This window comes from Klebsiella sp. SYXHC3 (assembly GCF_057196925.1).
Genome location: NZ_JBXUNG010000003.1, coordinates 449,030 through 461,602 on the forward strand (window position 1 = coordinate 449,030; position 12,573 = coordinate 461,602).

The 12,573-nt window shown below is 55.5% G+C and carries 10 protein-coding genes; 4 read left to right on the forward strand and 6 right to left on the reverse strand.

The window, feature by feature from the left end; translation table 11 throughout:
* Nucleotides 1-73: 73 nt before the first annotated feature.
* The 4 genes from nagE to AC2CGP_RS11655 all read left to right on the forward strand — a co-directional run bounded on the left by nagE (nucleotide 74) and on the right by AC2CGP_RS11655 (nucleotide 6,087).
* Nucleotides 74-2,026 carry a PTS N-acetyl glucosamine transporter subunit IIABC gene (gene nagE, locus AC2CGP_RS11640; protein WP_015704747.1) on the forward strand — a complete coding sequence of 651 codons (1,953 nt, stop codon included), beginning with the start codon at nucleotides 74-76 and terminating at the stop codon, nucleotides 2,024-2,026.
* 177 nt (nucleotides 2,027-2,203) lie between these two features.
* On the forward strand, nucleotides 2,204-3,871 hold the full coding sequence (gene glnS / locus AC2CGP_RS11645) for a glutamine--tRNA ligase (RefSeq protein ID WP_015704748.1): 1,668 nt from the start codon (nucleotides 2,204-2,206) through the stop codon (nucleotides 3,869-3,871).
* Nucleotides 3,872-4,306: 435 nt separating this feature from the next.
* Nucleotides 4,307-5,707: a chitoporin ChiP gene (gene chiP / locus AC2CGP_RS11650; protein WP_015704749.1), complete on the forward strand. Its 1,401-nt coding sequence runs from the start codon at nucleotides 4,307-4,309 to the stop codon at nucleotides 5,705-5,707.
* Nucleotides 5,708-5,754: 47 nt separating this feature from the next.
* Nucleotides 5,755-6,087 (forward strand): ChiQ/YbfN family lipoprotein, encoded by a 333-nt coding sequence (locus AC2CGP_RS11655; protein ID WP_015367703.1) that lies wholly within the window; start codon nucleotides 5,755-5,757, stop codon nucleotides 6,085-6,087.
* Nucleotides 6,088-6,139: 52 nt separating this feature from the next.
* On the opposite strand, the gene tcuC is transcribed toward AC2CGP_RS11655, so the two are convergent.
* The 6 genes from tcuC to fldA all read right to left on the reverse strand — a co-directional run bounded on the left by tcuC (nucleotide 6,140) and on the right by fldA (nucleotide 12,431).
* The gene (gene tcuC / locus AC2CGP_RS11660; RefSeq protein WP_015704750.1) at nucleotides 6,140-7,435 is read right to left on the reverse strand and encodes an MFS transporter; all 1,296 of its coding nucleotides are present in this window, start codon (nucleotides 7,433-7,435) and stop codon (nucleotides 6,140-6,142) included.
* Nucleotides 7,436-7,489: 54 nt separating this feature from the next.
* The gene (gene tcuB, locus AC2CGP_RS11665) at nucleotides 7,490-8,629 is read right to left on the reverse strand and encodes a tricarballylate utilization 4Fe-4S protein TcuB (RefSeq protein WP_015367701.1); all 1,140 of its coding nucleotides are present in this window, start codon (nucleotides 8,627-8,629) and stop codon (nucleotides 7,490-7,492) included.
* Nucleotides 8,616-10,019 (reverse strand): FAD-dependent tricarballylate dehydrogenase TcuA, encoded by a 1,404-nt coding sequence (tcuA, locus tag AC2CGP_RS11670; protein WP_015367700.1) that lies wholly within the window; start codon nucleotides 10,017-10,019, stop codon nucleotides 8,616-8,618. The genes tcuB and tcuA overlap by 14 nt, the downstream gene beginning before the upstream one ends.
* 96 nt (nucleotides 10,020-10,115) lie before the next feature.
* Complete coding sequence (gene tcuR, locus AC2CGP_RS11675) at nucleotides 10,116-11,042, reverse strand: tricarballylate utilization LysR family transcriptional regulator TcuR (RefSeq protein WP_015367699.1); 927 nt, start codon at nucleotides 11,040-11,042, stop codon at nucleotides 10,116-10,118.
* 113 nt (nucleotides 11,043-11,155) lie between these two features.
* The gene (gene fur, locus AC2CGP_RS11680; protein ID WP_015367698.1) at nucleotides 11,156-11,608 is read right to left on the reverse strand and encodes a ferric iron uptake transcriptional regulator; all 453 of its coding nucleotides are present in this window, start codon (nucleotides 11,606-11,608) and stop codon (nucleotides 11,156-11,158) included.
* A 292-nt stretch (nucleotides 11,609-11,900) separates the two neighbouring features.
* Nucleotides 11,901-12,431 carry a flavodoxin FldA gene (fldA, locus tag AC2CGP_RS11685; protein ID WP_015367697.1) on the reverse strand — a complete coding sequence of 177 codons (531 nt, stop codon included), beginning with the start codon at nucleotides 12,429-12,431 and terminating at the stop codon, nucleotides 11,901-11,903.
* Nucleotides 12,432-12,573 lie beyond the last annotated feature (142 nt).

Sequence of the window (12,573 nt, forward strand, 5' to 3'; positions counted from 1 at the left end):
AAATCCGACCTTGTTACACAATAAAAAAGTGGCTTTGAAATGAGCCTCATCGGGGTCTCATAGGGGGAATAAGATGAATATTTTAGGTTTCTTTCAGCGGCTGGGTAGGGCATTACAGCTCCCTATCGCAGTGCTGCCGGTCGCGGCATTGCTGCTGCGATTCGGGCAACCGGATCTGCTGAACGTACCCTTCATCGCGCAAGCGGGTGGGGCAATCTTTGACAACTTAGCGTTGATCTTCGCCATCGGCGTGGCATCAAGCTGGTCCAAAGATAACGCGGGTTCTGCGGCGCTGGCCGGCGCGGTAGGTTATTTCGTGATGACCAAAGCGATGGTTACCATCAACCCGGAAATTAACATGGGTGTGCTGGCGGGTATCATTACCGGTCTGGTCGCGGGTGCTGTTTATAACCGCTGGGCCGGCATTAAACTGCCAGACTTCCTGAGCTTCTTCGGCGGCAAACGCTTCGTACCGATCGCTACCGGCTTCTTCTGTCTGGTGCTGGCTGCCATCTTCGGCTATGTCTGGCCGCCGGTGCAGCACGCTATTCATGCGGGCGGTGAATGGATCGTGTCTGCGGGCGCGCTGGGTTCCGGTATCTTCGGTTTCATTAACCGTCTGCTGATCCCAACCGGTCTGCATCAGGTGCTGAACACCATCGCCTGGTTCCAGATTGGCGAGTTCACCAACGCCGCGGGTGCGGTCTTCCACGGCGACATCAACCGCTTCTATGCCGGTGACGGCACCGCGGGGATGTTCATGTCCGGCTTCTTCCCGATCATGATGTTCGGTCTGCCGGGCGCTGCGCTGGCAATGTACATGGCTGCGCCGAAAGAGCGTCGTCCGATGGTCGGCGGTATGCTGCTGTCCGTGGCCATCACCGCGTTCCTGACCGGTGTGACCGAGCCGCTGGAATTCCTGTTCATGTTCCTGGCGCCATTGCTGTACCTCCTGCACGCTATCCTGACCGGTATCAGCCTGTTCATCGCAACGGCGCTGGGTATCCATGCGGGCTTCTCCTTCTCCGCGGGCGCTATCGACTACGTGTTGATGTACAGCCTGCCGGCAGCCAGCAAAAACGTCTGGATGCTGCTGGTGATGGGCGTGGTGTTCTTCTTCGTTTACTTCCTGTTGTTCAGCGCGGTTATCCGCATGTTCAACCTGAAAACGCCGGGTCGTGAAGATAAAACCGACGACGTCGTGACTGAAGAAGCTAACAGCAACACCGAAGAAGGTCTGACTCAGCTGGCGACCAACTACATCGCAGCCGTAGGCGGTACCGATAACCTGAAAGCCATTGATGCTTGTATCACCCGTCTGCGTCTGACCGTCGGCGACTCGGCGAAAGTCAACGATGCCGCCTGTAAACGTCTCGGCGCCTCCGGGGTGGTGAAACTGAACAAACAGACCATCCAGGTCATTGTTGGCGCGAAAGCGGAATCCGTTGGCGACGCCATGAAGAAAGTGGTTGCCCGTGGTCCGGTTGCTGCTGCGGCTGCTTCGACTGACAGCGCGCCAGCCGCCGCGCCTGCGGCCAAACCGCAGGCGGTCGCGAACGCCAAAACCGTCGAAGCGCTGGTTTCCCCGATCACCGGTGAAGTGGTGGCGCTTGAGCAGGTACCGGATGAAGCCTTCGCCAGCAAAGCCGTTGGTGACGGTATCGCGGTGAAACCGACCGATAACATCGTTGTCGCGCCGGCGGCCGGTACGGTGGTGAAAATCTTCAACACCAACCACGCATTCTGCCTGGAAACCGATAACGGCGCGGAAATCGTCGTCCATATGGGCATTGATACCGTCGCGCTGGAAGGCAAAGGCTTTAAACGTCTGGTTGAAGAGGGCGCACAGGTGAAAGCCGGCGAGCCGATCCTGGAAATGGATCTGGCGTTCCTTAACGCCAACGCCCGCTCGATGATCAGTCCGGTCGTCTGCAGCAACAGCGATGATTACAGCGCGCTGGTGATTCAGGCAACGGGTAACGTTGTCGCCGGCCAAACGCCGTTGTTCGAGATTAAAGGCAAGTAAGGCTCCTGAGTAGAGTTTTGCCTCAGCGGCGCAGCGAAACCTGCGCCGCTTTTTTTTGCAGCAAATACCCCCATATCCAACAACAGATACGTATTTTGCGTAACTAATAGTTGTCTCTGCGCCCTGCTTGTAAGATCATGTGCCGTTATACGTTGTTTACGCTTTGAGGAACCCGTGATGAGTGAGGCAGAAGCCCGCCCGACTAACTTTATCCGTCAGATCATCGATGAAGATCTGGCTACCGGTAAGCACACCACCGTTCATACCCGCTTCCCGCCGGAACCGAACGGTTACCTGCACATTGGCCATGCAAAATCCATTTGCCTGAACTTCGGCATCGCTCAGGATTATCAAGGTCAATGTAATCTGCGTTTCGATGACACCAACCCGGTGAAAGAAGATATCGAATACGTGGAGTCGATTAAAAACGACGTGCAGTGGTTAGGTTTCCACTGGTCCGGCGATGTCTGCTACTCCTCTGATTACTTCGATCAGCTGCATCAGTATGCGGTTGAACTGATCAACAAAGGTTTGGCCTACGTTGACGAACTGTCCGCCGATGAGATCCGCGAATACCGCGGTACCCTGAAAGAACCGGGTAAAAACAGCCCGTACCGCGATCGCAGCGTGGAAGAGAACCTCGCGCTGTTCGAAAAAATGCGTACCGGCGGTTTTGAAGAGGGTAAGGCTTGCCTGCGCGCGAAGATCGACATGGCGTCGCCATTCATCGTGATGCGCGATCCGGTGCTGTATCGCATTAAATTTGCCGAACACCATCAGACCGGCAACAAATGGTGCATCTACCCGATGTACGACTTCACCCACTGCATCAGCGATGCGCTGGAAGGTATCACCCACTCGCTGTGTACCCTGGAGTTCCAGGACAACCGTCGTCTGTACGACTGGGTGCTCGACAACATCAGTATTCCGGTGCATCCGCGTCAGTATGAATTCTCGCGCCTGAATCTCGAATACACCGTGATGTCCAAGCGTAAGCTGAATCAGCTGGTGACCGAAAAGCATGTGGAAGGCTGGGATGACCCGCGTATGCCGACTATTTCCGGGCTGCGCCGTCGCGGCTATACCGCTGAATCCATCCGCGAGTTCTGCAAACGCATCGGCGTGACCAAGCAGGACAACACCATTGAGATGGCGTCGCTGGAGTCGTGCATTCGTGAAGATCTGAATGAAAACGCGCCGCGCGCGATGGCGGTGATCGATCCGGTTAAACTGGTTATCGAAAACTATCCGCAGGGCGCAAGCGAAATGGTGGCGATGCCGAACCATCCGAACAAGCCGGAGATGGGCAGCCGCGAAGTACCATTCAGCGCTGAGATCTGGATCGATCGCGCGGACTTCCGCGAAGAAGCTAACAAACAGTACAAGCGTCTGGTGCTGGGTAAAGAGGTGCGTCTGCGCAACGCCTACGTGATTAAAGCGGAACGCGTTGAGAAAGATGCAGAGGGTAACATCACTACCATCTTCTGTACTTACGATGCCGACACCCTGAGTAAAGACCCGGCCGATGGCCGCAAGGTCAAAGGCGTTATCCACTGGGTGAGTGCGGCGCACGCGCTGCCGGTTGAAATTCGCCTCTATGACCGTCTGTTTAGCGTGCCGAACCCGGGCGCGGCGGATGACTTCCTGGCGGTAATGAACCCGGAATCTCTGGTCATCAAGCAAGGTTTCGCGGAGCCGAGCCTGTCGAAAGCGCAGGCGGGTAAAGCATACCAGTTCGAGCGCGAAGGTTACTTCTGCCTCGACAGCCGCTACGCCACCGAGGGCCATCTGGTCTTTAACCGCACCGTTGGCCTGCGTGACACCTGGGCTAAAATCGGCGAGTAATGCTCACCGTATTCATGAAACGCCGCACATTGCGGCGTTTTTTTTATTTCAGAATCAGTGAATTAAAAATCGATATTTTTTCGATGCGAATTAATCTTATTAAAACACCGTAATAATTCCCCATCTCTTCCTGCCGGTGTATTTACATTTAACCGTTTCAGCTTCCGGCAACTATCAATTTTTTTTCGATATAACCATGACTTATCGTTAAAAAAGCTGAGAAGTAAGTCTGTAACAAAAAGACATAAATTATGTGCGCTTTGTCATAATCTTAAGCTTTGCTCTGCGAAAGAGATTGATAATTCGCGTCACGAAAAATAGTCTATCCATAGTGGTTTCGCGGACTTTTAACCGCACCGCTTTTAGTACTTTTTTATTTTTTTAGCGAGCTGCCTTTGGCAATCGCAATTTTAAAACGTCAAAGAGGATATGCACATGCGTACGTTTAGTGGCAAACGTAGTACGCTGGCGCTGGCTATTGCCGCCGTCACCGCGATGTCGGGTTGGGTTGTGGCTCCACAGGCCAGCGCAGCAGGCTTTATCGATGATTCTACTTTAACTGGCGGTATCTATTACTGGCAGCGCGAGCGCGACCGTAAAAACGTAGAAACCGACAAGTATGAAACCAACCTTTCCCATTCTACCTGGAACGCCAACCTGGATTTCCAGTCCGGCTATGCCGCTGATATGTTCGGGATTGATATTGCTGCCTTTACCGCGATAGAAATGGCGGAAAACGGCGACAGCGGCCACCCGAACGAAATTGCCTTCTCCTCCAGTAACCGTGCCTACAGTGAAGATTATTCCGGCGATAAGAGCGGGATTAGCCTGTATAAAGCAGCGGCTAAATTTAAATTCGGCCCGGCGTGGGCGCGCGCGGGTTATATCCAGCCGACCGGGCAAACGCTGCTGGCGCCGCACTGGAGCTTTATGCCGGGTACCTATCAGGGGGCGGAAGCCGGAGCCAACTTCGACTATGGCGATAACGGCGCGCTGAGTTTCTCCTACATGTGGACCAACGAATATAAAGCGCCGTGGCATATCGAGATGGATGATTTCTACCAGAACGATAAGAAAACCAAGGTCGACTATCTGCACTCTCTTGGCGCGAAATACGATTTTAAAAACGATCTGGTGCTGGAAGCCGCTTTTGGCCAGGCTGAAGGTTATATCGATCAATACTTTGCGAAGGCCAGCTACAAATTTGATATCGCCGGTTCGCCGTTAAGCGCCAGCTATCAGTTCTATGGTACCCGCGATAAAGTCAGCAACGGCGGCGTCAACGACATCTACGACGGCACCGCGTGGCTGCAGGCGATCACCTTTGGCTATAAAGCGGCCGATGTGCTGGATCTGCGTCTGGAAGGGACCTGGGTTAAAGCCGATGGTCAGCAGGGCTACTTCCTGCAGCGTATGACGCCAACCTATGCCTCCTCTAATGGTCGTCTCGATATCTGGTGGGATAACCGCTCCGACTTTAACGCCAACGGCGAGAAAGCAGTATTCTTCGGCGCGATGTATGACATGAAGAACTGGGATATGCCGGGCTGGGCGTTTGGCGCTTCCTATGTTTACGCCTGGGATGCGAAGCCTGGCAGAATGGCATCCCCGGATGCTTACTACGATCCTAACTATCGTCTGAAAGAATCCGCCTACAGTCTGGATGCTATCTACACCCTGCAGGAAGGCCGGGCGAAAGGAACGATGTTCAAACTGCACTTCACGCAATACGACAACCACTCCGACATCCCAAGCTGGAGCGGTGGTTACGGCAACATCTTCCAGGATGAGCGTGACGTGAAGTTTATGGTTATCGCGCCGTTCACCATTTTCTGATGCCTGCGCGGCGGGCGTGAGCCTGCCGCCCCTCTGGGAGAATAACTATGAAAAAGTTGCTGCTCATCGCCATCATGGCATCGGGTCTGGTTGCCTGCGCGCCATCGCCAGCGCCGAAAGAAGATTCCAAATTGAAAGATGCCTATAGCGCCTGTATCAACACGGCAGAAGGTAATCCGGACAAGATTGAAGCCTGTCAGAGCGTACTCAACGTCCTGAAGGAAGAGAAACCGCATCAGCAGTTTGCGACGCAGGAGAGCGTCAGAGTGCTGGATTATCAGGCCTGTATTCAGGCGACGCGCACCGGTAATGACCAGGCGGTCAAAGCGCGCTGCGATAAAATCTGGCAGGAGATTCGCAGTAATAACACCACTAAATAAAGCAGACAGTTAAGCGTAAACGGGCGGAGCGCACACTCCGCCCGTCGCTATTTTAACGCGGTATTTCCGCTGGCTGATAGCCGCGGCTCAGACGCATGAACAGCATGGCGGTGGCGGCGAATCCGCATAGGGCCGCGCACATCAGCCACCAGCCTGGCGCGCTCTTATCACCGGTGATTTCGACCAGTGCGGTAGAGATAGCCGGCGTCAGCCCACCGAAGATAGCGGTGGCGAGGCTAAACGCCAGCGAAAAGCCCACGGTGCGAACGTAGACCGGCATCACTTCCGTTAGCGCCGCCACCATTGCGCCGTTATACATACCAAAGAAGAACGAGAACCACAGCAGCACCAGCGTCATGCGGGTGAAATCCGGCGCGGCGGTGAGCCATTGCATCACCGGCCAGGTGGTCAGCAGCGCCAGGACGGTAATTCCCATCAGTACCGGACGGCGGCCTATTTTGTCTGACAGCGCCCCGCCAATCGGCAACCAGATAAAGTTAGAGATACCGACCAGCATCGTGACCAGCAAGCTGTCGCGTGCGCTCAGATGCAGTACCGCTCTGCCATAAGTTGGGGTATAGACGGTAATAAAATAAAAGGTGGTGGTGGTCATCGCCACCAGTAAGGTGCCCGCGCTGATGATGCGCCAGTTTTTAACAATAGTGGTCAGTATCTCTTTGGTATCGGGACGATGCTTACGCTGCAGAAACGCTTCGGTCTCCTGCAGCGAACGCCGGAGCACGAAAATCAGCGGGATAATCAGGCAGCCGATAAAGAAGGGAATGCGCCAGCCCCATTCTGCAATCTCGTCGTGACCCAGCGTCTCGTTCAGCGCGTAGCCAATCAGCGCCGCCATGACGATGGCGACCTGTTGGCTGGCGGACTGCCAACTGGTATAGAACCCCTTTTTCCCCGGTTTGGCGATTTCCGACAGGTAGACCGACACACCGCCGAGCTCGACCCCGGCCGAGAATCCTTGCAACAAACGGCCAATTAAGACCAGCACCGGCGCCAGCACGCCGATGGTTTGGTAGCCCGGCACCAGCGCAATCAGTAACGTGCCGCAGCCCATAATCGCCAGGGTGACCATCAGCCCTTTGCGGCGACCGATCCTGTCGATATAAGCTCCTAATACCACCGCGCCGATGGGGCGCATCAGGAAACCGGAACCAAATACGGCAAAGGTGAGCATCAACGCCGCGAACTCACTCTCTGCCGGAAAGAAGGTCCTGGCGATATAGGTGGCATAGAAACCAAACAGAAAGAAGTCGAATTGCTCGAGAAAATTACCGCTGGTTACGCGGAGAATTGCGCCGAAGGTACCGGCGCGCGAGGTTGGTTGGGTCATAGGGTGTGCTCTCCATTGTCTTTATCTTGTTTTTATAGAGGTAAGAGGGGCGGGTTAGTCACCTGCGACTGCCGCCTGTTTTCCGCGGCGTTTCTCAATCGCCCACTTGAGTAGCGCCGCACAGCGATAAAATCCGTGGGCAAATTTTCCGTAAGGCAGCGTTAAAAACAGCGCCATCACCACCCCGAGATGGATAGCGAGCAGAATGCCCATCCACGAGGTGTCCCGGCCCACCAGTAGCGCGAGCCCGGTAAAACTGGTCAGCAGCAACAGTAGGATAAAAGCGCGATCCATCGGTTTTTGCCGTGCGTCGCCGTGCAGCGGCGAGCGGCGCAGGTTCAGCCATAGCAAACCCGCCGGGCCCACCAGTAGCCCGATGCCGCCAAGTGTGCCAAGCAGCACCGGTACGCTGAAGAACGGATAGGGCGCTTCCCAGCCGGCGAAATAGTGATAGCCCGTAGCCACCAGCGTGGCGGCGAAACAGAGCATAAAGCCGTAAAAGGTGAAGTGGTGAAAACGGCGGCGCATCAGCGTGAAGGCATCATCGGCCTCGTTACAGCCTTTACCGTGGCCACCGTCGAGATATTTCAACGTCAGCGCATCATGCGAGGCCCTGGCGATATCACCAGCTTGCGGTTGGCCAGGCGAGATCTCGCGCCAGAAACGAATCACCCCGCTCATCAATAAACCAATGGCCACAATGAAAACCGAACCGAACATCCACGCCAGCAGGTTATGCGGGAAAATCTGGTAGAAATCACCGGCCAGCGGCGGGTGCAGCAGCGAACCTTTAAGCCCCATCGCCAGCAGCAGAAACAGAACAAGACCCGCGACCAGCGCCAGCACCGTGGCGATCCCCGCACGGCGATATAAACTGCCGAAAGCGGCGGGCCGGGCGTAATGTTGATAGGTTTCCAGCCGCACTTCCGCCATTGCTTTGGGAACATTAATCGCAAACTCGTGCGGCGGGGCATACTGACAGGCGTGCAGACAGGCGCCGCAGTTGTGGCACAGGTTCGCCAGATAGTTAATATCCGCCTTGCCGAATGCCAGACGCTGGGTCATGGCAGGGAATACGGCGCAAAACCCTTCGCAATAGCGGCAGGCGTTACAGACCTGCATCACCCGTTCGACTTCCGCCTCCGGTTCGGTGATGATTTGCGCCTCGATGATCAGCTTTTCAAGCGACTTCATGATGTTTCTCCTGCTGCGCCGCCAGGGCGGCTTGCTGACCGGCAATGCGGCCGAATGTGGTCCCGATCGACATGCCTACGCCGGCGGTATAGCCTTTGCCCAGTACGTTGCCAGCCATCATTTCGCCGGCGACAAACAGGTTGCGGCTCGGCTTACCGGCAAAGTGAACGGCGGCGTGTTGATTGACGTACAGCCCGAGGTAGGTGAAGGTGATCCCTGGACGCAGGGCATAACCATAATAAGGCGGCGTATCGATAGGCCGCGCCCAGTGGGTTTTTGGCGGCGTCAGGCCGGAGGTAGCGCAGTTATCAAGACGGGTATGGTCGAACTGGCCTGGCGTACAGGCGGCATTGTAGCTGGCGATGGTCTGCGACAAACGTTCGCCATCCAGCCCCAATTGGCGGGCCAGTTCCGCGATGGTATTGGCCTGGGCGCCCGGAAAAACGGGCGGCATAAACTGTCCAACGGCTTTACTGTCGATGATCGAATAGCCGATTTGCCCCGGCTGGTGGGCGACCAGACGGCCCCAGATGGCGTAACGTTTGGGCCAGAAATCCTCCCCTTCATCATAAAAGCGCTCGGCATCGCGGTTCACCACCACCCCCAGCGACACGCAGTCGACGCGGGTACAGATGCCGCCGTCATAGAGTGGCGCCCGGGCGTCAATGGCGACGCAGTGCGACTGTGAAGGATCGCCGATGATATCGGCTCCGGCGTCGATCATAAATTTGAGCAGCACCCCCTGGTTAAAACGGGTGCCGCGGATGAGAAAGTTGTCGGCAGGCCACTCGCCGCGCTCATTTTGCCCCCAGGCTTCGCGCAGCCACTCGCGGTTAGATTCAAAACCGCCGGCGGCGAGCACGCAGGTTTTCGCGGCGATCCGCTCGGCGCCTGCCAGCGCGGCGACGAATTCGCCATCACGTAATTCAAGCGCCTGCACCGGCGTGTTATAGCGGATCTGCACGCCCATCTGCTCGGCGCTGCGGTAATAGGCATTGACCAGGGCTTTACCGCCGCCCATAAAAAAGGCGTTGGTGCGGGCGACATGCAGGGCGCCGGATAAGGGCGGTTGAAAGTTAACGCCATGACGGCGCATCCAGTCCCGACATTGCGACGAAGTGCGGATCACCAGGCGAGCCAGCGCTTCGTTGGTGTTGCCCCCGGTGACGCGCAGCAGATCCTGCCAGTATTCTTCTTCCGGGTAGCTGTCTACTAAGACATCCTGCGGCGCATCGTGCATACAACGCAGGTTACGCGTGTGCTGAGAGTTACCGCCCCGCCATTCCCGCGGCGCGGCTTCCAGCAGCAGTACGGATGCGCCTGCTTCCCGGGCGGTTAAGGCGGCGCATAACGCGGCGTTGCCGCCGCCAATCACCAGTACATCCACCATTATCGGCTCCATTACGCTTTGACTAATTGTTAAATTTGTAATGGAAATGTAAGGCGCAGGAGCGACAGGCGCTATGGCGTAAAGCTAAAGAGGGGTTTAGGAAGTGTAAAGGCTGGCGCCCGGCCAGCAGCCAGTTTCTACAAGCTGACGCATGACTTTGGTCAGTATCACGCGCGCGGCAAGGCCTGCCGGGGTGAGTTCGTCATCTGAGAGACTGACCAGAAAATTAGGTCGGCTTAGTACCGGATTATCGACGCCGATCACTCTTAGCGCCTCGCTGTCGAGATGAGAAATCGCCGCGCCCGGCTGCAGCGTGGCGCCGAGCCCGTCACGGACGGCGCGCATCAGCAGGGCCAGGCCATCGATTTCAGCCACCACGTCAACGTTGATGGCGTGCTCCTGGCAAATAGCGTCCAGCCTGCCGCGCAGGCCATGTCCCTGGCTTGGCATAATCAGCGGGATGGCGGCAAGCTGGTCCGGAGAGATGCTATCGCCGGGCAGCGGCGCCAGCACGTCATGGGCGCCAATCAGGAACAGACGTTCCTCAAGAATGGGTCGGGCGCTCCAGCGCAGGATCTTCTCTTTCTGGAAAACGATGGCTAAATCGAGCTGGCGGGTGTTGATCATCCGTTCCAGATTGCCGGAGAGGCTTTCCACCAGGTGCAGGCGGACGTCGGCGTAGCTTTCGCGCATGGCGTTGATAAAAGGTACGCCCAGCACAGAAGCGGTGCTCGGCGCCATACCGACGCTGACGTGACCGGAAAGGCGTGCTTCACGCGCGGCGAGAATGGCATCGTCAGCATGGCGCAGCGCCAGTTGCGCCTGCGAGTAAAAGGCGAGGCCGGCGCTGGTGGGCATTACGCCGCGCGAAGTCCGTTGCAGCAGGCGGATAGCGAGTTCATTTTCCAGACGCGCCATTTGCTGGCTGAGCGCAGAAACGCCAATATTCAGATCGAGCGCGGCGCGGCCCATACTGCCTGTTTCCACGATGCGGACAAAATAGCGTAGCTGGCGCAGCTCCATAGTGACTCTCCGTACAAGGCGTTAGGCTCTGACAGAATACGCATTCAGGCGGATTTCGCCCATAAAAAAAGCCAACCTTCAGGTTGGCTTTTCATTACATACGAGACGGGAAATTATTTATTCACCGCATCGTGGGCATGTTCATCTTCGCGGCAGTCGCCTTCCGCACAGTGGCCGTAGAGGTACAGGCTGTGGTTGGTTAAGCGGATGCCGTGTTGCGCAGCAATTTCACGTTGGCGGGATTCGATAGAATCATCGCTGAACTCGATCACTTTGCCGCAATCGAGGCAAATCAGGTGATCGTGGTGGTGTTGCTGAGTCAGCTCGAATACGGATTTACCGCCTTCGAAGTTGTGGCGAGTCACGATGCCTGCATCGTCGAACTGGTTCAGCACGCGGTAAACGGTAGCCAGACCAATCTCTTCACCCATATCGATCAGGCGTTTGTATAAATCTTCCGCACTGACGTGATGGTTATCCGGTTCCTGCAACACTTCCAGAATTTTCAGTCGGGGAAGTGTGACTTTCAGGCCAGCCTTCTTTAATGCGATATTGTTGTCAGTCATGCGGAATCTGTCCTGTTGCTAAAGATCGGCTTCCTTTAAAGGGAAGCAATACAGAGAATCACCCGATGTAATGCGTCTCATTATAGAGCTGCTACTCTGAAATGAAAACTGCAACCATCGCGCCTTGTAAGCTGTCAAAAACGAATTACCAGCTACAAACTGTGTCACGTGACCTCGTGGAATCAGAGGACATTGTACAGATATGTGATGAAAAGTTAAAAACTTGTAGCTATTAGTTTGATTGCTTTTATCTATTAATTCAGCGCAGCTTAATAGCTGCGCTGTTTGATTCTTAGGCGTTTTTGATTTCTTCCAGATGCAGCTCTTCGGAAATCTGCTTCACCCACTTCTCAACGCGCTCGTTGGTCAGTTCCGGCTGACGGTCTTCATCAATCGCCAGACCGACGAAGTGATCGTCGTCCGCCAGGCCTTTAGACGCTTCGAAGTGGTAGCCCGCGGTCGGCCAGTGGCCAACGATGGTTGCGCCGCGCGGTTCAATGATGTCACGAATGGTGCCCAGCGCATCGCAGAAGTATTCTGCGTAATCTTCCTGGTCGCCGCAGCCAAAGACGGCTACCAGCTTACCGTTGAAGTCGATCTCTTCCAGCGTCGGGAAGAAGTCGTCCCAGTCGCACTGCGCTTCGCCGTAGTACCAGGTTGGGATGCCGAGCAGCAGAATATCGTGGCTTTCCAGATCTTCTTTGCTGCTCTTGGCAATGTCGTGAACTTCAGCAACGTCTTTACCGAGCTGCTTTTGGATCATTTTTGCAATATTTTCGGTGTTGCCGGTGTCGCTGCCAAAAAAGATGCCGATGATTGCCATGAGTAAAATAACCTCTTGAAACTTAATGATGTGGTAGTGGCATTATGCCTACAGTTAACGGCAATCATAGCAGAACAGGGAAGGGCGCGGAAACAGCAATAACGTCCTGGTGCACACTCTGCTACATGAAAGCGATTTTTTT